Raw genomic sequence first — 24911 nt, 5'->3', positions numbered from 1 at the left:
AATGGGAGCTGTCGGTTCGGTGCTGCTTGACAGGGGGGAATAGATGTGATAGCCTTGCTTCCGGAAGCGACAGATCGAACACTTGCGCTGGGGTGACGTAGATGGGCAAGGCACGCACGGACAAGAGGCGGCAGACCAGAATTGACAGGGTGTACCGCACTCTTGGCATCGAGTCGCCTGAGGTGCGAGCGTACCTTGTGAGCCTGGGTTCTCGAAGTGACCAAGTGGAGAAGGAGAAGCCCCCCGTCTTCATCGAGGCTGGGACTACGTCGTTCAGCGCCATGAGCCCTGCCAATGCCGGACTGGAATGAACTCCTCAACGAGCTGAAGGCCGCCGGCGGCGTTCACGACCTGATTCGGCGTAAGTACTTGCGCCTCCTATCCGACCTTACCGGCCGGAATGTGATCCTCTACTACTCCGGGTGGCTCCAGAAGCGCAACCTCGATGGAGTCGAGGTTAACGACGCGGACAAGAACGGGCTGATGACTGTGGTGCATCAGCTTGACCGCTCCAGGGGTCTGGACCTTCTCCTGCATACGCCGGGAGGTGAGACGGCTGCTACAGAGTCTCTGGTGGATTACCTCAGAGCCATGTTCGGCAGTGACATTCGGGCGTTTGTGCCGCAACTGGCCCTATCAGCCGGGACCATGATAGCATGCGCGTGTCGAGAGATCTGGATGGGCAAGCAGTCTAGTCTCGGGCCGATCGACCCTCAGTTCCGTGGGATTCCTGCCCACGGGGTGCTGGAGGAATTCGAGCGTGCAAGGGAGGAGATTGGGAAGGACCCGAGCAAGATCCCGATATGGCAACCCATCCTGGCCAAGTATCCTCCGGCATTCATTGGGGAGTGCGAGAAGGCAATGAAATGGGCGAAGGAGATGGTCTCAGATTGGCTTATGGGCGGCATGTTCTCAGGCAGAACGACGGTGAAGAAGAGGAAAATGGCTGACGGAATCGTTCGTGACCTGACGGACCACGCGCTCTCGAAGTCGCATGCGCGACACCTGTCCTACGACCGCTGCAAGAAGATCGGGCTGAGGGTCCGGCGCCTGGAGGATAACCAGGAACTACAGGATGCGGTCCTATCCGTCCACCATGCGTGCATCCACACCTTGGGTGCGACCCCAGCCATCAAGATCATCGAGAACCACCTCGGCAGGGCCTTCATACAGATTGCACATCAGGTCGTCGTACAAGGCCCAGCGCAGTAGCCCTCATTGCGAGGGAACTTGCCAGCTTGGGGCTGTATGAGAGGAACCACGGCTGGCCCTGGGCGCCGCAGGAGATCGTCGCCAACGGCCCGCCCGTCTTCGACGGCAGCCGCCTCTACATTCGCGGCGAGAAGTTCCTCTACTGCATCGGGGAGAAGTGACGCCAGCCAAGCCACACGCCGCGATTGTAGATCCGTGTGGGCGGGGCCTCCGTGCCCCGCGGCTCTTCGGCTCTCTACCGCGGCCCCCGTCTACAGTAGATTCGCGGGGGACAGAGCCCCCGCCCACAGGCCTGCACGGGTGTGGTGGGGCGACGTCCCTGGCGCTCTGAATGGCAATCGTGGCGCGTTGCCTAGAACCCGTCGGGGCGCGCGGGGGGCGCCAGCGTCGGCCGCGGCTTGGGCCGGCCGTCCGACGTCCAGGCCAGCTTCGGATCGAGCTTCCACGCGCCGTCGAAGAACCCCGCCACGTAGAAGCAGTTCGTGTCGTCGTAGTCGGGCTCGGCGCTGTAGATGATGAAGTCGGGCAGCAGGTCGTACTTGTGGTTCTCGCCGAGCTTTTCGCCGTAGCGCTGGCCATCGCAGACCACGATGTAGCGCTCGGGCGCGAGCGGGTTGGGATAGATGAACATCAGGCCGGTCGTTTCGCCTGCCTTGTAGGTCTTGCCGAGGATCTCGTAGCCCTCGTCGGTGAAGCGGATGGGCAGCCTGTCGGCCAGCCTGGCCAGGACGGCGTTGGTCTTGGGCGTGCCGAAGAGGAGGAGGTTCGAGCGCGCCATCTCGGCGTCGGTGATCGCCGTGTCGGAGGCGATCTGGCGGATGCCCTTGGCGAAGGCGTACCACTCCTTCTGCATCTGGCGGGCGAGGGTGCGGTTGCGCTCGGTCGCCTCCTGGTCGCCCGCCGTGCCGACGACGAAGAGGAAGCGGCGGTTGAACGCGTCCTTGATGGGGCCGCACAGGGTCGGCTTCTTGCGCAGCGGGCCCTCGGGTCTGGGCGACAGCTCGACGACGAATCGGCCTTCGGCGTCGGGCACAAGCTGGGCCTCCTTGCCATTCACCTTCGCCGCCAGGGGCGCCTTGGGGTCGGCCAGCTCCTTCGGCGGGCGGAGGGTGAGGGCGGCGACGTTGCGCGTCGCGAGTTCGAGCTTGTTGCCCGGCTCGAGCGTGGCGTTGGCCTCGGCCGGTTCGCCCCAGCGCTCGAAGGCGTCCAGCGTCAGCCACCAGGCGCGGTCGTAGAGCAGCGAGTGGGTCTTGAACCGCACGTTCCGCGGGGCGGGCTCGCGGCGGCGGGCGTCCATCCAGTCGAAGACCTGGGGCGTGGAGAACACCTCGTCGGCGATCCAGTGGCTCTGGCCCTCGAGCTTCACGAGCTGGGCCTTGAGCCCCAGGTGAGTGAGGTCCTCGACGAAGCGATAGGCCTGCTCGGGCTGGATCAGCACGTCGGCTGTGCCCTGGAACACCAGGAACGGCAGGTACGTGTAGTTGTGCGCGTGGGGCGCGCCCGACTCGAGGTCGAGCAGGTGGCGCTTGAAGGGCTCGACCCTGGCGGGGTCGAGGTCCTTCCACAGGTAGTTCCGCGGCCGGCCGCACATCACGATGCCGCCGGCCCAGCGATCGGGGTAGTGCGCCGCGAGCGTGTAGACGCCCGCGCCGCCCATCGAGTAGCCGATGAGGAACACGCGGTCGGGGTCGAGCTTGAGCCGCTTCTCCGCGAGGCCGAGCACGTGCATCACGTCCCACTCGCCGATGCTCTGGAAGTCGGTGTTCGAGCGGGCGAAGGGCACGATGACGGCGTAGCCGCGGGCGTCGGCCTGCGCGGTGAGGCCGGCCGAGACCTCGTACCAGTTGGTCTTGTCGAGCCACGGGGCGTAGCCGTGCAGGTAGACGATGGCGGGGAGGGGCTTGGCGTCCCTGGCCGCGGGCGGCACGTGCAGGTAGTAGGGCTGGGCCGAGTCGTCCTGCGGGGCGAGGTAGGCCAGCTCGTGCACGCCGGGCTCGAGGGGCGGCAGACCCTGGCCTGCCTCGAGGCGCGCGAGCCAGTCGCTCGCGGTATCGAGCTGCTCGGTCACGGTGTCGGGCGCGAAGGCGCGCACGTCGCCGCCCTGCTGGAGCATCGCCGCCTTCTCGATCTTCAGCAGCACGCAGGCCAGGTCGTCCGAGGCGAGCTTCTTCGCCGAGGCCAGGGCGAGCAGGCGCTTGTGCAGGTCGCCGGTCCAGTGTCCGATGTTGGCGGGGGCGTAGACCTTCCTGGCCACCGTGCCGAGGCTGCGCCCGTCGAGCGTCACCTGTGCCGTGAGGGTGAAGAAGGGCGAGCCGCCCTCCTTGGGAGGCGTCCACGCCACCTCGGCGGGCGCGAGGGCCAGCTCGGGCAGCTTGGTCGCCGGCACCTCGAGCTTGCCGGCCGTCTGGCCCTTCGCATCCGCAACGGCAATGGCCGCGGCCACCTGCCCCTCGCACAGCGGGTAGCTGCCCTCGAAGCCGAAGGCGAGGTTGGCCTTCTCGCCCGGCTCCACGAAGCGCTGGCGGGGCAGGCCCAGGCTCAACGAGGGCAGGAGGAATGCCTCGGGGTTCGGCTTCGCGCCGGCGGCCAGCGGCAGTGCGATGGCCACCTCGTCGGCCTGCGCCGCTCGTGGCCCCGACTTCAGCCGCACGAGGATCTGGAGGTAGCGCCCATCCGAGCCCAGCTTCAGCAGCCATTGCGTCCGCTGGCCCGCCTTGAGCGCGAAGGCATGCTCGACCGTCTTCGGCCCCAGGCTGTAGGCGTCCTTGTCGCTTCGCACCACTTCCTTGCCGTCGAGCCACGCCCGTGCCTGCCCCGTGTGGGTCAGCACGAGGGCCAGGTCAACGTCCTTCTTCGCCACGACGGCTGCCGCGAGGTAGAAGGCCGACCTGCCGAGCGGCAGGCAGCGTTCCTTGAAGTTCAGCACGGGGTCGGCGAACGCGACCGCCTGCCACGCGACGCGCTTCTCGGGAACTGTGGGCGGGACGTCTCCGTCCCGCGGATCGCGGCGTGGGGACACGCCGCCCACCACATCCCCATCCCTTGGGCGAACGGTCGCCTCGCCGCCCAGGAAGTCCTGGTCGAGCTGCGAGTCGCGCAAGAACCCGAACGGCCCGGCCACCAGCCACGAGGTCACATAGCCCGCCGCGCCGGGCGCGAAGAGCACCTCGGCGGGTGCCTCCGCCGCCCCGCCCCACGACAGCGGGCACATCCTGGCCAGCGCTGCCGTGAGACAGAGCGCGACTGTGGGGATTTGCAATTTGCGATTTGCAATCTGCGATTTCAACCCAAATCCTCTCTGTCCTCTGCTCCCTCCGCTGCCTCTGCGTGAGACTCCTCGCTCATTCCACGCCCCGCCACTCTACCAGCGCCCCGCGCGGGGTTCAAGCGCGGCTCCCGTCCCCGCCGCGCGCGGCGCGGGTGAGCGCGCCCAGAGCGCAGCCGACAAGGACGATGCTTGTCGCGCCGAAGGCGGGGACCAGGAAGGTGTGGAACGGAGTGCGCAGAAAGGTCATGGCAGCGATGACGGCGAGGCCGCAGGCCACGCCGGCCGCCGCCGCGGCATTGCCTGCCCGCCGAGCGATCAGGCCGAGGAGAAACAGGCCCAGCATGCCGCCGCTGAAGATGCCCGAAAGCTTCCACCACAGGTCGAGCGTGCTCTCGTCGGCGTGGAAGACGGCCAGCGCGAGGGCGATGCTCGTGCCCAGCACGCCCCAGAACACGGTGCTGATGCGCAACACCCACATCGCCTCGCGCTCGGACGCTTCGCGGCGGACGTGGCGCTTCCAGAGGTCCGCCAGCGTCAGCGTGGCCGAGCAGTTGAGGCTGCTGTCCACCGAGCTCATCGCGGCGGCGAAGATGGCCGCGATGAGCAGGCCTGTGAAACCCTGCGGCAGCCCCTCGACGATGAAGTGGGGAAACACGCGGTCGGCGCTCAGCCCCTCGGGCAGCAGCCCCGGCCGCGCCTGAAAGTAAGCGAACAGCGCGGTGCCGATGAAGAAGAACAGCGCCGAGATGGGCAGGTAGAGCAAGGCGCCGAGCCAGAGCGACTTCCGGGCCTCGCGGTCGCTCCTGGCCGTGAGGTAGCGCTGCACGTAGCTCTGGTCAATGCCGAAGTTCTGGAGGTTCATGAACAGGCCATAGATGAGCACGACCCAGAACGTCGCCTCGGCGAGGCTCGGCCCGAAGCTGCCGAGGCTGAACTTCGCGTGCTTCGCGGCGATCTCGAAGAGCTGCCCCGGCCCCTGCGGCATGTCGAACGTGAGCAGCAGGGCGCACGCGAGGGCGCCGGCGCCCAGCACGAGGCTCTGCACCACATCGGTCCAGATCACGGCCTCGATGCCGCCGAGGAGGGTGTAGAGCGTCACCAGCACGCCGGTGGCCAGGACGATGAGCCGCATGTCCCAGCCCAGCAGGCGTTCGAGGGGCAGGGCAACGAGGAACAGGATCGCCCCGACGCGCACCACCTGGGTGAGCAGGTAACAGGCAACGGCATAGAGGCGCGCCCAGGAGCCGAAGCGGGCCTCGAGGGCGTGATAGGCCGACACGTTGCCGAGGCGGCGGTAGTAGGGCACGAAAAACCGCACGCCCAGCCACGCCGCCAATGGCAGCGACAGGCTGAAGACGAAGGGATTCCAGTTCGCCGCATAGGCCTTGCCGGGGAGGGCGAGGAAGCTGATGCTGCTCACATAGGTGCCGAAGATCGAGAGGCCCACGGCCCAGCCGGGCAGCCGGCGGCCCGCGGCCATGAAGGCGTCGGTCGTCTGGCTCCGCCGCACGAACCAGCACCCCAGCCCCACCACGCCCGCCGTATATGCGAGCAGCACCACGACATCAAGGAGCGGCAGCTCGTGCATGGGCGAACTCTCCCCTCCCGAGGGCATTGGGGCTCGGGAGGGGGGCAAGAGGGTTCAGTTCGGCCACTGGCCGTCGGGCAGGTCGCGGAGGACGAACTTCGCGGGGTCGAGGACGACGTGCCGCACCCGCTGCCGCCTCCAGGTGTAGGTGATGTGGACCAGTCCGTTGCCGGCCTGGATGACAGCGGGATAGGAGTACTCGCCCGGCTCGCTTTCGAGAACGAGCGCGGCCTGCCACGTCTTGCCGTCGCGGCTGACCGCCACGTTCAGCGGCGAACGCCCCCGCGGCGTGTGGTTGTAGACGAGCAGGTGGCGGCCGTCGGCGAGGGTCACGCCGTCAATCCCCGCGTTGGGGTTGGGCAGCGCGGTCGCGGCCATGTCGCCCCACGTCTTGCCGCCGTCCGACGAGGCAACCTCGACCACGCGCCCCTGCCGGCTGCGGCACAGGGCCTGGATGCGGCCATCGGCGTGCGTGAGCAGCGTGGGCTGAATGGCCCCGAACGCCTTGCCGTCGTTGACCGGGCCGATCCGCTGCCAGGTCTTGCCCAGGTCGGGTGAAAGCTCGAAGTGCACGCGCCAGCCCTGATCCTCGGTGCTCGAGCCGCACAGGAGCGTGCCGTCCGCCAGTTGGATCGGCTTGTTCTTCACCGGGCCGAGGATGCCGTCGGGCAGACGCGCCGGCTTCGACCACGTCTTGCCGCCATCGTGGGACGCCATCACCATGCCCCACCAGGCGCTGGGCTTCGGTCCGACCTTGTAGAAGAGCATCAGCGGCCCGCCCCTGGGCTGGAAGAGCACGGGGTTCCAGCAGGGGAAGCGTTTCTCGGCGGATTCGCGGGGCAGAGACGCCCCGCCCACAGCGGCTTCGCCCGTGGCGACCTCGACCGGCGGCGACCAGGCCTGGCCGTCGTGGCGCGAGAGCCAGACGCCCACGTCGGGCCGGCCCTCGGCCGTGCCCCCGAACCATGCGGCCACGAGGCCCCCGCCCGACTCGGCAATCGTCGAGGCGTGGCACTGGGGGAACGAGGCCCTGTCGTAGATGAACTCCGCCTTCACGATGGCCGGCGAGGCGGCCGGCATCGCCGCTGCCGCGGCGCACAGCAGGCCAAGGAGCATTGCGGGGCCTCCTCAGTTCTTCATCCCCGTCGTCGAGATGCCCTGGATGAAGGTGCGCTGGGTGAAGAAGAACAGCACCACGATGGGCAGGATCATGAGGGTGGAGGCGGCCATGAGGAAATGCCACTCGGAGCCGCCGTGCTGGCTCTGGTAAAACTGGAGGCCGAGCGACAGGGTATACGTCTCCTGCTTCGTGAGGAAGATGAGCGGGCCCATGAAGTCGTTCCACGCCCACATGAAGTGGAAGAGGGCCACCACGGCCAGGGCCGGCTTCGAGAGCGGCAGCATGATGCGCCAGAAGATGCCGAACTCGCTGCACCCGTCAATCCGCGCCGCCTCCGAGAGGTCCTGCGGAATCGTGCGGAAGAACTGGCGCAGCAGGAAAATGTTGAAGGCGCTGCCGAAGAAGGCCGGCACCCACAACGGCTTGAGCGTGCCGATCCAGCCCAGCGCGCGGAACACCCCATACAGCGGCACCATCGTGACCGCGAACGGCACCATCATGGTCGAGAGGGCGACGAGAAACACCTTGTCGCGCCCCGGCCACGGGATGCGGGCGAAGCCGTAGGCGGCCAGCGCGCTCGACAGCGTGGTGCCGATGACGCCCAGTATGGCCACGAGGAGGGTGTTGCGCAGGTAGACGAGGAACATCGGCACCCGGTACTTCAGGCCGAGGAACGAGCCCTCGTAGTAGCCCGTGTAGCGGATGGCGCCGCGGTAGTTCCACCAGGCCGGCTCGATCCTCTCCTCGATCTGGGCGGGGCTGACGCAGTCCCAACGGGCCGGCGGGCCGGGGTCCTGGGGCAGACGCTCGAGCTTCTCGCGCACCAGCCAGCAGCCTCCCGGGACCTCCTTCTCGACGACCGCGGGCACGCGCACGAGCTCCGTGCGGTCGGCCACGCGGACCTCCACCTCGGCCCTGCCGTCGGCGTACTTGGAGGCCGGGAGGAGGACGCGGGACGGAGCCGTCCCGCCCACAGCATAGTGGACGATCAGCGAGGGCTCGCCTATCTCGCGCTCCTTGACCACCTTGAGCCGCTGGCCCTCGACGGGGGCGTAGTAGGCCCGCGGCAGCCAGTCGGGCGGCATCTTCATGATCTGCTCGACCGGCTTCAGCGACGTGGTGATGAGCCAGACGAAGGGGAAGATGAAGATGCACGACCCCACGACGAGGGCGGCGTGGATGGCGATGCGCTTGGGCGTCGTGAGTTTCATACGCAAGTTCCAACTCGGCCGCGCTTCGGCACGGGCGGCGGTTGCCCTGCCGCCGGGCGAGCGCAGGGCTCGCCGTCAGCGTTCGTAGTGCACGTGCTTCGCCGAGACCTTGGTCGCGAGCAGCGTGAGCCCCAGGATGATGAGGAACAGAATCCAGGCCATCGCGCAGGCGTAGCCCATGCGCAGGTCCTCGAACGCCAGGTTATACAGATAGAAGGTGTAGAAGTGCGTGGCCCGCTCGGGGCCGCCGTTGGTCATGATGTAGGGGGCCGCGAAGATCTGAAAGGTGCCGATGATGCCCATGATCAGGTTGAAGTAAATGGTGGGGGAGAGCATGGGCAGGGTGATGTGCACCGTCTTCTGCCACCAGCTCGCGCCGTCAATCTCCGCCGACTCGTAGAGGTGCACCGGGATGTCCTGGAGGCCGGCCAGGTAGATGACCATGGCGTGGCCGATCCCCCAGAGGCCCATGAGGATCAGGGCAGGCATGGCCCAGTGCTTGCTCTCGAGCCACGCGGGCAGGCTCTTTGCCGGGAGGCCCAGAAGCGTCAGCGAGTAGTTCAGCACGCCGTAGCGCCCGTTGAGAATCCACAGCCACAGAATGGCCATCGCCACCACGGGCACGATGGACGGCAGGAAGAAGATCGTGCGGTAGACGGCCATGCCGCGCACCTTGGTGTTGAGCAGCAGCGCCACCCCGATGGCGAGCATCATCCCCAGCGGCAGGGCGATCACCGCATAGTAGAGGGTGTTGCCCAGCGAAGTCCAGAACACGCTGTCATGGGCGAGCTCCGTGAAGTTCTCGGCGCCGATCCACACGGGGCGCTCGAGCACCGAGTAGTCGCAGAAGCTGAAGTACAGCGACGAGGCGACGGGGTAGACCATGAACACGCAGAAGCCCACGATCCAGGGCGAGATGAAGAGGAGGCCGTTGCGCAGATCGCGTCGCTGGTTCCGAGTCATGGCGCGTATCATACGGAGAGCCCCCTCCCGGTTCAAGCGCGATTTGGCTCCTCGCGCTCGCTCCCCTCAGGCCACGCGGCCGCTGCCGGGGAGCGCGGGACGGGTCTCCCACCGCCAGCGGGTTCCACCACATAACCACATATGCAGCAATGCTTTACGCGCTCAGGCCGTTCCAGCCCCCATACTTGCTCATCCCCAATGTGAGCGAGTATGGCCGGAGCCGCGAGAATCGCCAGTTCTCGCCCGTCTACCCATGCTGTATCACTCTCCCCCTCTCAGGATTGATACAGCATGGGCAGAATGCGCCCGCCAGCCACTCGGCAGAGCCCCCGCAAGAACCGCCAAGCCCGGAGAGGGCAGGCACGCTCGCACCCCGCACCAGGCCAGTCGAGTCGAGACCGCCAACACCTCGAAAAGCCATTCTTGAGATGCCCAAGTACCCTCCGTGAGCGGCTTGCAGAAAAAAAGCTTGACAGGGCGGTGCAGCGTTGATACAATCTCGATAGATTTAGTCAGGATGGAGCGCCGATGTTCGTCTCGCAGAAATGCCAGTACGCGGTCCGTGCCGTCTTCGAGCTCTCGAAGCGCTATGGCGCCGGCCCCGTGCGCATCGCAGACATCGCGGAGGCGCAGGCCATCCCCGCCCGATTCCTCGAGGTCATCCTCAACCAGCTCAAGCAGGCGGGCTTCGTGGTCTCGCAGCGTGGCAGCCGAGGAGGCTACGCGCTGGCGCGCCCGCCGGCCGAACTGGCTGTGGGCGACGTGATCCGCTTCATCGAGGGGCCGGTCGGTCCCGTCGTGTGCGCCATGGGCAGCAGCCACAACGAGTGCCCGCTCTACGGGGGTTGCGTGTTCCTGCCCATGTGGGAGCGCGTCCGGTCAGCCGTCTCGGGCGTCTACGACCAGACGACCTTTCAGAGCCTGGTCGAGCAAGACGCCCGCAGGTCCGCGGAGTACGTGGCCAGCTATGCGATCTGAGGCATCAACTCACCGCGCGGGGGACGCCTCGAGGCCGTCGCCGGGCGACGGTCTTGGGCTACGGTGGGCGACGTGAGGCTGTGCCTCGGGAGCCAGGCTGGGCGCGTCTTGTTTTGGGAGACTATCTCGACTATGCCAGTCGGGATAATCATATAGGGCGGCACCGATGGAATCCCGACTCCGCAGCCTGACCAAGTCTGTCAGTTGGCGAATCATCGGAATCATCATGCAACTCTTCATCACCTACGCCTTCACCCGCGACTGGAGCAACACCCTGGGCATCACGAGCATCTTTCAGACCCTGCGCTTCCTTCTCTACTACTTCCACGAGCGGGCCTGGGAGCGCATCACCTGGGGGCGAAAGGTCCATCCTCTCGCCCACCTCACCTTGCGGCCCGACTTGGACCGGGAGGACATCGAGGCGATTCGGCGCCTCCTTGCCGAGGCGGAGTACCTGCACGAAGCGCCCGAGTACCAAATCTGAGCAAAGGAGCTGACGTATGGCCGTGGCGGCGGTGCAAGAAGACATCAAGGCGCTGGTGGACGGCTTGAACTTCGCCGAGAAGGTCGAGCGCTCGCTCGACCTCATCGAGTGGGCGCACAAGGAGTTCGGCGACGGCCTCGTCGTGGCCAACAGCCTGGGCAAGGACTCCAGCGTGGTGTGGCACCTGGCCAAGCGCGTGAGCCCCGCCATCCGCGGCTTCGTGGTCACCACCCGCTTCAAGCCGGCCGAGACCAAGCAGTTCATGCGCGAAGAGGTGGCCCGTTACCCCGAACTGCGCGTCTTCGAGAACAACGAGCCGATCCCGGACAAGCTCTATGCCACCGAGCCCGACCGCTGCTGCGACATCCTGAAGGTCCAGCCCACCCGCCGCGCCATCGAGGAGATGGGCGTGACGTGCTGGGTGACCGGCCTGCGCTGCACCGAGGGGCGCACGCGCACCGACTTCCAGGAGATCGAGGAACGCGACCAGGGCCTCCTCAAGCTCAACCCGATCCTCATCTGGTACGAGCGCGAGATCTGGCAGTACCTGGCCCTCCACCGCGTGCCGGTCAACCCCCTGTACCTCAAGGGCTACCGCTCGCTGGGGTGCGCCCCCTGCACCCACATCAGCAGCAGCCCCGACGAACGCGCCGGCCGCTGGATCGGCACCAGCAAGTGCGGCGGCGAGTGCGGCATCCACACCCGCCCCTTGAAGGGCAACTACCAGATCTGACCCGCAGGCGGTCAGGCACTTGGAGGCCGGGATGACAGCGCAAGCCAGCGAAACCACCCTGAAGGTCTTCTCGGCGCGCGCGTGCGCCGCGCCGCTCGAGGAGGCCGCGCGCCTCTTCGAGCGCAACTCGGGCATCCGCGTGGCCGTCAGCGTGTGCAGCCGCCACTGCGCGCAGCCCGTGGCCGAGGAGGCCGCGGGCCAGAACGGCCGCCACGACTTCCTCGACGAGATCGCCGAGGCCGGCGTGCACGACCTGGCGATCGGCGGGGCCGAGTTCCTGCTCGATGATGGCGAGGTGCGAGGCATTGTCGCAACGGGAGAGCGGCGCACCATTGCGTGCCGCAGGTCGGCCATCATCGTCCCCGCCGGCAACCCGAAAAACGTGCGGACCGTGCAGGACCTGGCCCGCGCCGGCGTGCGCGTGGGCATCTCGGTGCTCGACTGCCTGAAGGGCCTGTGGGAGGACGTGGCCACGCGCCTGGGCCTCGTGGAGGGGATTCGGCGCAACATCACCTTCCGCGCCAACGGCTGCATCGCCATCGTCGAGGCCGTGGCCGGCGGCAAGGTGGACGCGGCGTTCGGCTGGTCCGCCTTCGCCCACCTGGCCCCGGGGCGCATCGAGATCGTCGAATTGCCCGAAGCCCAGCAGGTGCACCGGGGCACCGGCATCGGGCTCCTGCGCTTCGCGCGCCAGCCCGAGGCGGCGAGGCGGTTCATGGAGTTTCTCACGACTCCCGCGGCGCGCGCCTGCTACGAGCGCCTCGGCTGGGTCGTGCCCAACGGGCGGCAGAGGAGAACCGAATGAAGATCGCGGGCGACATCACGGAACTGGTCGGCAACACCCCGCTCGTGTGGCTGCACCGCCTGGCCGCCGGGCTGCCGGGCCGCGTGGCCGGCAAGCTGGAGTTCTACAACCCCGCCTCGAGCGTGAAGGACCGCATCGGCCTGTCCATGATCGAGGCGGCCGAGCGCGCCGGGCGAATCAAGCCCGACACGATCCTCCTCGAACCCACCTCGGGCAACACCGGCATCGCGCTGGCCTTCGTGTGCGCCGCGCGCGGCTACAAGCTCGTGCTCACCATGCCCGAGAGCATGACCGAGGAGCGGCGGCGCATCCTCAAGGCCTTCGGCGTCGAAATCGTCCTCACGCCCGCCACCGAGGGCATGACCGGCGCCGTCCAGAAAGCGCTCGCCATGGCCGCCGAGGACCCGCGCTACTTCATCCCCCAGCAGTTCGAGAACCCCGCCAACCCCGAGGTCCACCGCCGCACCACGGCCGAGGAAATCTGGCGCGACACCGACGGCCAGGTGGACATCGTGGTGGCCGGCGTGGGCACGGGCGGCACCATCACCGGCGTGGCCGAGGTCATCAAGGCCCGCAAGCCCTCGTTCCGCGCCGTCGCCGTCGAACCCGCCGAGTCGCCCATCCTGGCCGGCGGCAAGCCGGGCACCCACGGCATCCAGGGCATCGGCGCCGGCTTCGTGCCCAAGGTCCTCGACCGCGAGATCATTGACGAGGTCCTCCACGTGACCACCCCGGAGGCCAAAGCCGCCGCGCGCGAGCTGGCCCTCCAGGAGGGCATCTTCGCCGGCATCTCGGCCGGCGCCGCCGTGCGCGCCGCCCTCGACGTGGCCAGGCGCGAGGAGAGCCGCGGCAAGCTCATCGTCACCATCCTGTGCGACACCGGCGAACGCTACCTGACGACCGACACCTTCAACGGCGGCCCGCGCGCCGCGGCCCACGACCCGCGGCCGTTCGCCGCCACGCTCGAGCGCGCCGCCGCCCGCTGACCAGGAGCCCCCTCGTGCCGTTCACCGCGGAGCAAACCGAGCGCTACTCGCGCCATCTCCTGCTGCCCGGCGTCGGCGGCGCCGGCCAGGAGCGCCTCCTCGCCGCGCGCGTCCTCCTCGTGGGCGCCGGCGGCCTCGGCTCGCCCGCGCTCCTCTATCTCGCCGCCGCGGGAGTCGGCCAGATCACCCTGGTGGACAGCGACTCCGTGGACCTCTCGAACCTCAACCGCCAGATCGCGCACGGCACGCCCGACGTGGGCCGCCCGAAGGCCCTCTCGGCCGCCGAAGCGGCGGCCCGGATCAACCCCGACTGCCGGGTGCGCGCGCTGCCGCTCCGCCTGGACGCCCGGAACGCCCGCCATCTTGTGCGAGGGCACAGCGTGGTTCTCGACGGCAGCGACACCTTCGCCACCCGCTTCGCCGTCGCCGACGCCTGCTGGCTCGAGCGCGTGCCCCTCGTCTCCGCCGCCTGCGTGCAGTTCGAGGGGCAGCTCCTGACCGTGCTGCCCGGCGAGGGCAACCCCTGCTACCGCTGCTTCCTGCCCGAGCCCCCGCCGCCCGAGGCCGTGCCCACCTGCGGCCAGGCCGGCATCCTCGGGCCGCTGGCCGGCACACTGGGCGCCCTCCAGGCCACCGAGGCCCTCAAACTGCTGCTCGGCCTCGGCGACCTGCTCACCCACGCGACGCTCGTGGTGGATGCCCTCGACTGGAGCTTCCTCCGCGCGCCGCGAGCCGTCCGCCCCGCCTGCGCCCTGTGCGGCGGCAGCCCCGCGAGCCGCGACGCGGCCGAATCCCGCGAGGCCCCCTGCTGCGCTGCGCGCGGCGACGAAACGGGGGCCGCCCGACGGGCGCGGCCCTGGCCGAACGAGACCTCAAGGGCCGGCATTCCACCGGAAGGGGAAAGAAAGGAGTGTCTGACATGAGGCGGGCGCTACTGGGTATGCTGGCCGCATTCCTCGCGTGCACGGCCTGGGCGGTGCAGATTGACGTGGTGATCACGGCGGACAACGCCTACGGCTTCGGCTTCGGCGACGCCACGCAGATGACCTCGTACTTCGGCGGCATTCGCAACGTGACGGCCGGCGAGATCTTCACCGGCCCGCCCGTCCTCTTCGCCGGACCCTCCGTCCCCCCCTACACCAACCCCGGGGTAGGGCCGGAACGCTACCAGTTGACCCTGCCCTCGGTGCTGGACTACGTGTACCTGGTGGCTTGGAGCGACAAGAACAGCTACCAGGGCGCGCTGGCGGGCTTCCAGCTCCCCAACGGCCCGCTGCTCAGCGGCACCGGCACCTGGCAGGTCTTCGCCACGGGAATCAACCGCAACTCCTACATCGAGGGCGACACGCTGACCGTGGCCGACCTCCCGCTCATCAACAGCCAGATCGCGATCGCCAACGCAGAAGCCGGCGTGGCGGGCACCAGCATCGGCTGGGTGGACGAGTTCGGCATGATGCCGAGCAACAACCCCGGCGTCGGCGCCCTGGCGCTCGGCGACTACAACGACTTCCCCGGCTTCCAGGGCGTGAACTCCTGGATCATCCAGGGCATCTCCTCCAACTCGCGCTGGATGTGGTACAACAAGAACCCCCTCACTTTCAACAACCCCTTCGCGTACAGCGGCGAAGGCCCCGGTGGCCACCAGGAGTTCCTCATCTTCCGCACGCAGATTGCCCGTGTGCTCGAGGAAGACGCAATCCCGGAGCCAGCCACCGGCACGCTCGTCGCCGCCGGCCTGGCGTTCGCCGCCTGGCGCCGACGCCGCCGAGCCAGCCGCCCCAATGGAGACCACCATGACCGCTGAGCGCACCCCAGGTCTCGGCACCCTCGCCCTCCACGCGGGGCAGGAACCCGACCCCACGACCACGGCCCGCGCCGTGCCCATCTATGCCACCACCAGCTACTGCTTCAAGAGCACCGAGCGCGCCGCCGACCTCTTCGCCCTCCGAGAGTTCGGCAACATCTACAGCCGCCTGATGAACCCGACCAACGACGTGCTCGAGAAGCGCCTCGCCGCCCTCGACGGCGGCGCCGCCGGCCTCGTCTTCGCCAGCGGCCAGGCCGCCATCACCGCCGCCATCCTCACCCTCACCCACGCCGGCCAGAACTTCCTCTCCGCCACCAGCCTCTACGGCGGCACCTGGACGCTGTTCACCCAGACCTTCCCCAAGCTCGGCGTCGAGGTGCGCTTCTTCGACCCCGCCCAGCCCGAGACCCTGAGCGCCCTGGTGGACGAGAACACCCGCGCCGTCTACCTCGAGACGCCCGGCAACCCCAAGAACGACGTGCCCGACTACCGCCAGATCACCGGCCTCGCGCACCAGCACGGCCTGCCCGCGATCATTGACAACACCGTGCTCACGCCGGCCCTCTTCCGCCCCATCGAGCACGGCTTCGACATCGTGGTCTACTCCACCACCAAGTTCCTCGCCGGCCACGGCGTGCACATCGGCGGCGCGATTGTGGACAGCGGGCGGTTCCCCTGGGCGGCCAACCCGGGCAAGTGGCCCGAGCTCTGCGCCCCCGACCCCGCCTACCACGGCGTCGTGCTCGAGGAAGCCCTGCGGCCCGTGGGCAACATCGCCTACATCATCCACATCCGCACCCACTGGCTGCGCGACACGGGCGGCTGCCAGAGCCCCTTCGGCGCGTTCCTCACCCTGCTCGGCGTCGAGACGCTGCCTCTGCGCATGGAGCGCCACGCGCGCAACGCCCAGGCGGTGGCCGAATTCCTCTCGAAACACCCCGCCGTGGCGTGGGTGAACTACCCCGGCCTGCCGAGCCACCCCGACCATGCCCGCGCGCGCCGGTACCTCCCGCGCGGCGCCGGCGCCATCGTGGGCTTCGGCATCCAGGGCGGCAAAGAGGCCGGCAAGAAGCTCATCAACCGCGTCCGGCTCTTCAGCCACCTGGCCAACATCGGCGACGCCAAGTCGCTCATCATTCACCCGGCAACGACCACCCACTCGCAGCTCACCCCCGAGGAGCAGGCGCGGACGGGCGTGACGCCCGAGTACGTGCGCCTGTCGGTGGGCATCGAGGAGATCGAGGACATCCTGGCCGATCTCGACCAGGCCCTGCGCGCGTCGCAGGAGTGAGAAACACCGAGCTGTGCTCGTGGCCCCGCGCGTCGGCGCGGCCCTTTCCCGGCCCAGGGCTACGCTAAAGCGGGGCCACGAGCGGCTCTCTACGCGATAAGGAGACCGATCGCATGGCTGACCACGCCGCCCCCATCTTCAGTCAGGCGGGCGAGAAAGATGTCACGCGGGCCATCGTCCGCGCCTTCGCGCAGCAGCTCGAGACCTACGTCGAGAGCGACGTGCTGATCGCCGGCGCCGGCCCCAGCGGCCTCATGTGCGGCAAGCTGCTCGCCGAGCAGGGGCGCAAGGTGCTCATCGTCGAGCGCAACAACTACCTCGGCGGCGGCTTCTGGATCGGCGGCTACCTGATGAACAAGGTCACCGTGCGCGAGCCCGCCGACCAGGTGCTCGACGCGCTCGGCGTGCCGCACACCCGCGTGAGCCCCGGCCTGCACGTGGCCGACGGGCCGCACGCCTGCTCGAAGCTCATCGGCGCCGCCTGCGACGCCGGCGTGAAGTTCGCCAACCTCACGAGCGTGGACGACGTGGTGCTGCGCGAGGGCGGCCGCGTGGCCGGCGTGGTGATCAACTGGACGCCCGTGCAGGCGATGCCCCGCGAGATCACGTGCGTGGACCCCGTGGCCATGGAGGCCCGCGTGGTGGTGGACGCCACGGGCCACGACGCCTCGGTGTGCCGCACGCTGGCCGACCGGGGCCTCCTGGAACTGCCCGGCTGCGCGCCCATGTGGGTCGAGCGCTCCGAGGACGCCGTCGTCGAGCACACGGGCGAAATCCAGCCCGGGCTGGTGGCCATCGGCATGGCCGTGTCCACCGTCTTCGGCCTGCCGCGCATGGGCCCCACGTTCGGGGCCATGCTGCTCTCGGGCCAGCGCGGCGCCCAGGTCGTGGCGGCGTTGCTCGAGCAGAAGTGACACAGGTTTGCCCGGGGCTCCGGGCGGCGCCCCGCAGCGACGAAGGAGATGTCGGATGAGATTCGTCTACGTATGTGTCGGCCTGCTGCTGACGCTGGCGCTGGCGGCCCAGGGCTGCTGCTCGCACTGCCGGTCGCTCCGGCTGGGTTCCGGGGCGGCGGCCGCCGAGCCGTCGGCCAGCCGGCCTCTCACGGCGCAGCCGTGAGCGCGCGCGAGGTGCCGAGGAGACAGTGATGGCCGCGCCGGGGGCCGAACACGTGATCCTGTACGACGGGGTGCGCCAGCCGTGGTTCGACGCCGCGGCCGTGGCCGCTTACGTGGCGCGCTGGCTGCCGTGGCTGCGGGTCGAGGTGCGCGCGGATGTCTTCCAGCACGCCCTCCTCGCGGCCCGCGGCCACGAGGCGCTGGCCGGCCTGGCCGAGGACCTGTGCCGCGTGCGCGTGCACGACCCGATGCGCCCGTGGGCCGAGCGGCGGAGGCGCCCGCTGAAGCCCGAACTCGACTACGAGAGGCGCCTCATCACGGGCGCCGCCCGGCCCGCCGCGGGCGTGACCTACGACGGCCTGGAGCTTCAGCGCCTGGCCTTCAACGTGCTGCCCGAGACCGAACGCCATCAGCGCGCCGTGCACCTGTGGCTCACGGAACGCCTCATCGCCACGTGGGACGAGGCGGACCGCCGCTACCACGCGCGGGTGAGCCTCTACGGCTTCCCCTCGATCCTCTCGACCGAGGGGATGGTCCAGGCGCCCGCGCGCGAGCGCTCGTTCTACCTCGCGCGCCGTCTCGGCCTCGGCGAGGGAGCCGACCCGGGCGAGCGCGCGCTGCGGCACGAGGACCCGCGCACCACCGAGGTGGCCAAGGGCTACGCCATGCAGGCCCTCTTCTATGCGTTCACGGGCGAGCCGTTCTGCGACGAGGCCGGCTGCCGCCTCTTCAACGCCCACTGGCAGCGCGAGATGCTCGCCGCGCAGCTCGAAGGCAGCGAATTCTGCCCGCGCCATGCGCAGATGCTCGAAGCCTGGCAGGCCGGGCCGGGCCGGATGACCGAGGACTTTGCTTCATGCTAGCACAGAGCACCTACCAGCTTCCCGAATCGCTGGCCGCCGACCTGGCCAGGTTGCGCGAGATGATCGCCCAGGTGCAGGCGGGCGACCTGGCGCCCGAGCGCCTGCGCGCCTTCCGCGTGCCGATGGGCGTCTACGAGCAGCGCGAGAACGGCACCTTCATGCTCCGCATCCGCGTGCCCGCGGGCGGCGTGCTGCCCCACCAGATGCGCGCCATGGCCGACGCGGCCGAGCGCTACGGCAACGGCACGCTCCACGTGACCACGCGGCAGGACATCCAGGTGCACCGCGTGCCGCTGGCGAATGTGGCGCCGGCGCTCGAGGGCCTGGCGCAGGCCGGCCTGGCCACCAAGGGCGGCGGCGGCAACACCGTGCGCAACATCACCGCCTGCCCCCACGCCGGCGTGTGCCCGCACGAGACCTTCAATGTCGCGCCCTACGCTGTGGCCGTCACCGAGTTTCTCCTCCCCGACCCGCTGTCGTACCAACTGCCGCGCAAGTTCAAGCTCTCGTTCTCCGGGTGCGGCCGCGACTGCGCGAGCGCCACGGTGAACGACGTGGGCTTCATCGCCCGCGCGCGGGGCGGGCAGCGCGGCTTCGCCGTCTACGTGGGCGGCGGCATGGGCAACCAGAGCCGCGTGGCCGACCTGCTCGAGGAGTTCGTCCCAGTCGGCGAAGCCCACCTGGTCGCGGAAGCCGTCAAGCGCGTCTTCGACAAACACGGCAACCGCAAGAACCGCAACCGCGCGCGCCTGCGCTTCGTGCTGGAACAGATCGGCCTCGACGGCTTTCGCGCGCTCTACGATGCGGAAATGGCTATTCTGCGGCGGGAGGCGCCCGCGTGCCCGCCGCCCCGAGACTTCGCTGGCGCCGCCGAGGGTCACCGTGGAACCCGGCCCCCACGCCCCTCGGCGGCCGCCGCGAAGACATTCGCGGCCTGGCGCGCCCGCCACGTGCAACCGCAGAAGCAGGACGGGCGGTTCCTGGTCGAGGTCCCGTTCCCCCTCGGCGACATTCGGGCCGAGACGATGCGCGGCCTGGCCGACGTGGTCGAACGCCACGGCGAGGGGCTGCTCCTCACCACCCAGGAGCAGAACGGCCTGTTGCGGTTCGTGGCCGAGGACGAATTGCCCGAGGTCCACGACGAATTGGCGGCGCTCGGCCTGGCCGAGCCGCGGCCCGCCGTGCTGCGCAAACTCGTGGCGTGCGCCGGCGCCTCGACCTGCCGGCTCGGCATCTGCCTGTCGCGGGGCCTCGCGCAGGCCATCGAGCAGACGCTGACGAGCGACGGCCTGGACCTCGACGGCCTCGGCCCGCTCGGCATCCGCATCAGCGGCTGCCCCAACGCCTGCGGGCGGCACCCCGTGGGCGACATCGGCCTCTACGGCGCCGCGCGGCGGGTGGACGGCCAATTGATTCCACATTACGTCGTGCAGCTCGGCGGCCGCGTGGGCGAAGGGCTCACCCGCCTGGCCGAGGGCACCACCGCCATCCCGGCGCGCAACGTGCCCGCCTTCCTCGCCCAGTTGCTCGGGGAATTCGAGCGGTCGCCCGAGCACCCCGACTTCCATGCGTTTCTGGACTCCGGCGGCCGGCAGGCGGTGCGAACGCTGCTCGCGCGGTTCGGCCGGCCGCGCCGCGAGGCCGCCGACGCCTGCGCCTGCTGCTCGGGGCCCCAGTACGACTGGGGCTCGTGCTCGCCCTTCTCGCTGGCCGGCCGCGGCCCGGGCGAATGCAGCGCCGGGGTGTTCGACCTGATCGAGGTGGACCTCGCCAGCGCCACCCAGGCCCTCGAGCGCGGGCACCGCCACGCGGCGACCGTGCTCGCGGCCCGGGCCCTGCTCGTCACCCGCGGCGTGCAGCCGCGCGACGACCGCGACGCCCTCAAGCTCTTCCAGGAACACTTCGTGGCCCCAGGCCTCGTCGAGGCCGCGCTCGCGCCGATCGTCGAGAACGCCATCCAGGTCGCGTCGGACCCCGACCCCGAGAGCTCATTCCTTGTGCGGTCTGACGTGGTAGCGGTCTTCGTGCAAGCCGTGAAGGCCTTGTACGAGAACATGGACAACTCGCTGCGCTTCACCCCGCCGAAGCCCCCCGCGCCCGCCGAGGCGGCGGTGGCCGGCCCGGCCGCGGCGGAGGGCAGGACCGAGGACTACCGCGGCGTGGCCTGCCCGCTCAACTACGTGCGCGCCAAGCTGGCCCTCGAGAAGATGCAGCCGGGCGAGGAACTCACCCTGATCCTCGGCGACGAGGGGCTGGCGAACGTGCCGGCCAGCGCCATCGCGGATGGCCACCAGGTGGTCTCGCTCACGCGCCTGCCCGAGGGCAACCGCCTGGTGATCCGCAAAGGGGGCGGCCGATGACCCCGGCTCTCGCCGCCAAGCTCGAACGCCTGCGGCAGATTCTCCGCGACACCGGCGGCTGCGCCGTCGCCTTCTCGGGCGGGGTGGACAGTTCGCTGCTGCTCGCCGCCGCGCGCGAGGTGCTCGGCGACCGGTGTCTCGCCGTCATCGCCACCTCGTCCACCTACGCGCAGCGCGAGGGCCGAGCCGCCGTGGCCTGGGTGCAGGAACGCGGCATCCCCCACGTTGTCATCGAGTCCGAGGAACTCGACATCCCCGGCTTCCGCGACAACCCGCCCGACCGCTGCTATCACTGCAAGCGCGAGCTGTTCACGAAGGTGCGCGAGCAGGCGGCGGTGCGCGGCCTGGCCCACGTGGCCGACGGCACGAACGCCGACGACGCGCGCGACTACCGGCCCGGCGCCCGGGCCGCCGCCGAGCTGGGCGTGCTCACGCCGCTGCGCGACGCCGGGCTCGCCAAGGCCGACATCCGCGCCCTGGCCCGCGAGGTCTACCATCTGCCGATGGCCGACAAGCCGGCCATGGCCTGCATGGCCTCGCGCTTCCCCTACGGGGCGGCCATCACGCGCGACAAGCTGGCGCAGGTCGAGGCCCTCGAGGGCCTGCTGCACGGGCTGGGCTTCCGAGTCTACCGCGCCCGCCATCACGGCGACCTCGTGCGCCTGGAGCTGGGGCCGGCCGAGATGGCGGCGATCGCCCGCCCGGAGGTCCGCCACGGCATCGTCGAGTTCGCCAGGTCGCTCGGCTTCCGCTACGTGACTCTCGACCTCGAGGGCTACCGCACCGGCAGCATGAACGCCACGCTGCCGGAGGCGCCGGCCCTCGTGGCCGCGGGAAAGGAGTGCTGATGGCTTCCGCCAACTACGGCGTTTGCGTCAAATGCAGCAAGCGCATCCCCATCACCCACACGTTCCGCGAGGGCAAGGTCTACGTCACCAAGAACTGCCCCGCGTGCGGCATCACCGAGTCGCTCGTCAGCTCCGACGAGGCGACGTGGAAGCGCAAGCGCGAGGTCTGGCGCTACGACGACCAGGCGGCCCTCGCCTGCCACCTGCACTGCGAGCGCTGCCGCCGCGAGCACAAGCCCAAGATGGTCTTCCTGGACGTGACCAACCGCTGCAACATGAACTGCCCGATCTGCATCGCCAACATCCCGGGCATGGGCTTCGAGTTCCACCCGCCGCTGGCCTACTTCGAGCACGTGGCGGCCGGCCTGGCCGCGATGGACCCGAAGCCCACGGTGCAGCTCTTCGGCGGCGAGCCCACGGTGCGCGACGACCTGTTCGAGATCATAGACCTGCTGCGCGGCCACGGCCTGCGCGTGCGCATCGTCACCAACGGCCTGCGCCTGGCCGACGAGGAGTACTGCAAGAAGGTCTGCGCTCTCAAGGTGCCGGTGCTCATCGCCTTCGACGGCCGCGACCCCGAGATCTACCGCCGCCTGCGCAAGAGCGACGGGGCCTATGAGAAGAAGCTCCAGGCCCTCGAGAACCTCAAGAAGCACAGCCAGCGCAAGAACATCATCATGTGCTGCGTCGCCCGGCACATCAACGACAGGCATCTGGCCGACCTGATCGCCTTCTGCCACGAGAACCGCGAGATGATCTCGGCCATGCACCTCATCCCCCTCACCGAAACCTGGGGCGAGGGCGAGTTCGAGACCGACGTCACGACCACCATCGAGGACGTCGAGCAGATCGTCGCCGAGGCCCTCCCCGACGCCAAGGTGGAGTTCATGTCGGCCGGCATCGGCAGCTACCTTAAGACGGCCATGGCCTTCTTCGGCTCGCCGCGCCTCACCTTCGGCGGCGCGCACCCGAACTGCGAGTCGATGACCATGCTGCTCTCCGATGGCGAGCGCTTCCGCCCGCTGAGCCACTACCTCAAGCGGCCGGTGGACGACGTGGCGGGCGACATCGTGGTGCTGGGCCGCGAGCTGGACAAGCGGCTGGCGGGGCTGAACCCCGCCAAGGGGTTCCAGCGCCTGCGCGGCCGCATCGCGGTGGTTCGCACGTTGTGGGGCCCGGCGCGGCGGTCGCTGAACCTGCGCCGCATCTTCCGCGGGCGGCCCGCGTGGGCGCTGCTGCGCATCCTGGGCGGCGTGCTGCTCGGGCGCCGGCTCAAGGACCAGCTCCGCCGCCACACCACGATTGACGCCGTGCTGCACATGCTCGTGCTGCCCTTCGAGGAGTACCACTCGATCGAGGGCGCGCGGCTGGAGAACTGCCCGTCGGGCTTCGTCTTCGAGGACCCCGACACGGGCGAGATCAAGACCATCCCCGTGTGCGCCTGGTCGCTCTACCGCACCGAGGTCCAGCGCAAGATTGCGGCCAAGTATTCCCCGGTCCCCGGCCCGGCGCCGGCCCCCAAGGAGGCCGCGCCGGTGGCGAGGTAGCGGGCGCGGCGCCCCGTGGCCCGAAGGCCCGACAAGTCAGACGGGGCAGACGAGTCGGACGAGTCCGACCCGTCCGACCGGTTCTGCTCCTTGAATGCATCGGCTGTGTTCGTCGCCTGAACAAGGAGTCCGTCGCTTGAACCAAAGCACGTGCAATACCTGCAAGAAGCTGGTCCCTGCCTCGACCGTCGAGCGCGACGGCAAGGTGTTCCTGGTGAAGAGCTGCCGCGCGTGCGGCACGTCCGAGACGCTCATCTCGGGCGACGCGGCGCGCTACCAGCGCAAGCGGAGCCTCGACCCCGGGTTCGACTACCACGGCTGCGGGCTCAACTGCCTGGGCTGCCGCCACAAGAAGCCCAACATCGTGTTCGTGGACATCACGAACCGCTGCAACCTCAACTGCCCGATCTGCATCAACAACACGCCGAGCATGGGCTTTCTCTTCGAGCCGCCGCTGGAGTACTTCGACAAGGTCTTTCAGCACTACGCCGCGATGAACCCGCCCCCCTCGATCCAGCTCTTCGGCGGCGAGCCGACCGTGCGGAACGACCTCTTCGACATCATCCGCAAGGCCCGCTCGTACGGCCTGGCCACCCGCGTGGTCACGAACGGCCTGAAGCTGGCCGACGAAGCCTACTGCCGCGCCCTCATCGAGACCAAGGCCACCATCCTCATCGCCTACGACGGCGCCAACCGCGACGCCTACCGCGTCCTGCGCAACAGCGAGAAGGCGCTCGACCTCAAGCAGCAGGCCCTCGACAACATCCAGCGCATCGGCAAGGCCAAGGTCACCCTCATGTGCCTCGCGGCCAAGGGCTTCAACGACGAGGAACTGCCCAGCCTCTTCCAGTTCTGCCACGACCGCCGCGAGACCATCCGCGCCATCTACTTCATGCCCCTCGCCCACACCTGGAACCGCGAGCGCTTCGAGCTGGAGCCCGACCGCATCACGGGCGAGGACATCGAGCAGATCATCGCCAACGCCTTCCCCGGCGACCCCGTGCACTTCCTGCCGGCCATGTTCCTGGGCGAGGTGCCCACGCTGGTCAAGTACCTGAATGTCAAGCCGCTGCCCTTCGCGGGGGCCCACCCGAACTGCGAGAGCATGTACATGCTCGTCTCGGACGGCGAGCGCTACCGCCCGCTGGGCCACTTCCTCAAGAGTCCGGTGGAGGACTTCGCCCGCGCCCTCACCAAGGTCGAGGAGCGCCTCGCCCGCCGCGACCTGCGCGTGGGCCTCGTGCGAGCCAAGGGCGGCAAGCCCACGTTCCGCCAGCGCCTGCTCAAGCTGCGGACCATTCTCGCCGTCGCCCGCGTCATGCTGCGCCACGGCCGCCTCAGCCGCGTGCTCAAGGGCAAGGGCCTGGGCAAGGCCTGGCACGCCCTGGCGCTGCCCTTCGCCCTCGCCTTCGGCCGCAAGAGCCAGACCGCCCTCGAACGCCACACCAACGTCCAGGGCGTCCTCCAGATCATCGTCCTGCCCTTCGAGGACCGCTACACGCTGGAGACCGAGCGCCTGGAGCGCTGCCCCAGCGGCTTCGCCTTCTGGGACCCCCGCGACGGCGAGGTCAAGCACGTGCCCGTGTGCGCCTGGGGCATCCACAAGACTCCCGTCATGCGCGCCATCATGAGCCACTACAGCCAAGGCGGCGCCCCCGAGCCCAAGCCCGTGGACGCCGTGAGCGCCGTCTGAGTCATCCGACCTGAAGACCCGCCACGAACGAGGAGA

General features: G+C 69.2%; 22 protein-coding genes. 17 read left to right on the top strand and 5 right to left on the bottom strand.

From position 1 onward, the window contains the following. Window positions 1–294: 294 nt before the first annotated feature. Both PLE19_03375 and PLE19_03370 read left to right on the top strand, forming a co-directional pair. Entirely contained in the window at window positions 295–1212 is a 918-nt protein-coding gene (locus PLE19_03375; GenBank protein ID HPD13959.1) for a S49 family peptidase, read from the top strand. Between the two features lie 26 nt (window positions 1213–1238). Then, entirely contained in the window at window positions 1239–1373 is a 135-nt protein-coding gene (locus PLE19_03370) for a hypothetical protein (protein HPD13958.1), read from the top strand. A 191-nt stretch (window positions 1374–1564) separates the two neighbouring features. Here the strand turns inward: PLE19_03370 and PLE19_03365 are convergent, their stop codons facing one another. The 5 genes from PLE19_03365 to PLE19_03345 form a co-directional block, all read right to left on the bottom strand. Continuing rightward, window positions 1565–4471, bottom strand: a complete 2907-nt coding sequence (locus PLE19_03365) for a prolyl oligopeptidase family serine peptidase (GenBank protein HPD13957.1) — start codon at window positions 4469–4471, stop codon at window positions 1565–1567. A gap of 124 nt (window positions 4472–4595) precedes the next feature. Beyond that, entirely contained in the window at window positions 4596–6068 is a 1473-nt protein-coding gene (locus tag PLE19_03360) for a sodium:solute symporter (protein HPD13956.1), read from the bottom strand. Window positions 6069–6122: 54 nt separating this feature from the next. Continuing rightward, entirely contained in the window at window positions 6123–7184 is a 1062-nt protein-coding gene (locus PLE19_03355) for an exo-alpha-sialidase (protein HPD13955.1), read from the bottom strand. A gap of 12 nt (window positions 7185–7196) precedes the next feature. Then, the gene (locus PLE19_03350; GenBank protein ID HPD13954.1) at window positions 7197–8399 is read right to left on the bottom strand and encodes a carbohydrate ABC transporter permease; all 1203 of its coding nucleotides are present in this window, start codon (window positions 8397–8399) and stop codon (window positions 7197–7199) included. Window positions 8400–8474: 75 nt separating this feature from the next. After that, a complete protein-coding gene (locus PLE19_03345; protein HPD13953.1) occupies window positions 8475–9362 on the bottom strand; it encodes a sugar ABC transporter permease in 888 nt (295 codons plus the stop codon). A gap of 528 nt (window positions 9363–9890) precedes the next feature. Here PLE19_03345 and PLE19_03340 point away from each other — a divergent pair. From PLE19_03340 to PLE19_03270, 15 genes are all read left to right on the top strand, one after another. Then, complete coding sequence (locus PLE19_03340; GenBank protein HPD13952.1) at window positions 9891–10340, top strand: Rrf2 family transcriptional regulator; 450 nt, start codon at window positions 9891–9893, stop codon at window positions 10338–10340. A gap of 166 nt (window positions 10341–10506) precedes the next feature. After that, window positions 10507–10824 carry a DUF2061 domain-containing protein gene (locus tag PLE19_03335; GenBank protein ID HPD13951.1) on the top strand — a complete coding sequence of 106 codons (318 nt, stop codon included), beginning with the start codon at window positions 10507–10509 and terminating at the stop codon, window positions 10822–10824. A 16-nt stretch (window positions 10825–10840) separates the two neighbouring features. Further along, window positions 10841–11557: a phosphoadenylyl-sulfate reductase gene (locus tag PLE19_03330; protein ID HPD13950.1), complete on the top strand. Its 717-nt coding sequence runs from the start codon at window positions 10841–10843 to the stop codon at window positions 11555–11557. A 31-nt stretch (window positions 11558–11588) separates the two neighbouring features. After that, window positions 11589–12362 (top strand): substrate-binding domain-containing protein, encoded by a 774-nt coding sequence (locus PLE19_03325; GenBank protein HPD13949.1) that lies wholly within the window; start codon window positions 11589–11591, stop codon window positions 12360–12362. Then, window positions 12359–13348, top strand: coding sequence for a cysteine synthase A (gene cysK, locus PLE19_03320; protein HPD13948.1), 990 nt, complete (start codon window positions 12359–12361; stop codon window positions 13346–13348). Before PLE19_03325 ends, cysK begins: the two co-directional genes overlap by 4 nt. A gap of 14 nt (window positions 13349–13362) precedes the next feature. Further along, window positions 13363–14271, top strand: coding sequence for a HesA/MoeB/ThiF family protein (locus PLE19_03315; GenBank protein HPD13947.1), 909 nt, complete (start codon window positions 13363–13365; stop codon window positions 14269–14271). Continuing rightward, window positions 14268–15152: a PEP-CTERM sorting domain-containing protein gene (locus PLE19_03310; protein HPD13946.1), complete on the top strand. Its 885-nt coding sequence runs from the start codon at window positions 14268–14270 to the stop codon at window positions 15150–15152. Before PLE19_03315 ends, PLE19_03310 begins: the two co-directional genes overlap by 4 nt. Beyond that, complete coding sequence (locus PLE19_03305; GenBank protein ID HPD13945.1) at window positions 15142–16446, top strand: O-acetylhomoserine aminocarboxypropyltransferase/cysteine synthase; 1305 nt, start codon at window positions 15142–15144, stop codon at window positions 16444–16446. Before PLE19_03310 ends, PLE19_03305 begins: the two co-directional genes overlap by 11 nt. Window positions 16447–16559: 113 nt before the next feature. Next, entirely contained in the window at window positions 16560–17360 is an 801-nt protein-coding gene (locus tag PLE19_03300; protein HPD13944.1) for a sulfide-dependent adenosine diphosphate thiazole synthase, read from the top strand. A gap of 55 nt (window positions 17361–17415) precedes the next feature. Further along, on the top strand, window positions 17416–17565 hold the full coding sequence (locus tag PLE19_03295) for a hypothetical protein (GenBank protein ID HPD13943.1): 150 nt from the start codon (window positions 17416–17418) through the stop codon (window positions 17563–17565). Window positions 17566–17593: 28 nt separating this feature from the next. Beyond that, the gene (locus PLE19_03290) at window positions 17594–18427 is read left to right on the top strand and encodes a hypothetical protein (GenBank protein ID HPD13942.1); all 834 of its coding nucleotides are present in this window, start codon (window positions 17594–17596) and stop codon (window positions 18425–18427) included. Next, entirely contained in the window at window positions 18421–20787 is a 2367-nt protein-coding gene (locus PLE19_03285; protein ID HPD13941.1) for a sulfurtransferase TusA family protein, read from the top strand. Before PLE19_03290 ends, PLE19_03285 begins: the two co-directional genes overlap by 7 nt. After that, a complete protein-coding gene (gene larE, locus PLE19_03280; protein HPD13940.1) occupies window positions 20784–21635 on the top strand; it encodes an ATP-dependent sacrificial sulfur transferase LarE in 852 nt (283 codons plus the stop codon). The genes PLE19_03285 and larE overlap by 4 nt, the downstream gene beginning before the upstream one ends. After that, window positions 21635–23182 (top strand): radical SAM protein, encoded by a 1548-nt coding sequence (locus tag PLE19_03275; GenBank protein ID HPD13939.1) that lies wholly within the window; start codon window positions 21635–21637, stop codon window positions 23180–23182. The genes larE and PLE19_03275 overlap by 1 nt, the downstream gene beginning before the upstream one ends. 136 nt (window positions 23183–23318) lie before the next feature. Beyond that, window positions 23319–24875 carry a radical SAM protein gene (locus PLE19_03270; GenBank protein ID HPD13938.1) on the top strand — a complete coding sequence of 519 codons (1557 nt, stop codon included), beginning with the start codon at window positions 23319–23321 and terminating at the stop codon, window positions 24873–24875. Window positions 24876–24911 lie beyond the last annotated feature (36 nt).

It is taken from the genome of Planctomycetota bacterium (assembly GCA_035384565.1).
In the GTDB taxonomy this organism is placed as follows: Bacteria; Planctomycetota; PUPC01; order DSUN01; family DSUN01; genus DAOOIT01.
Note: the sequence above shows the minus strand (reverse complement) of the source record. Positions and strands in the feature narration are given on the sequence as shown.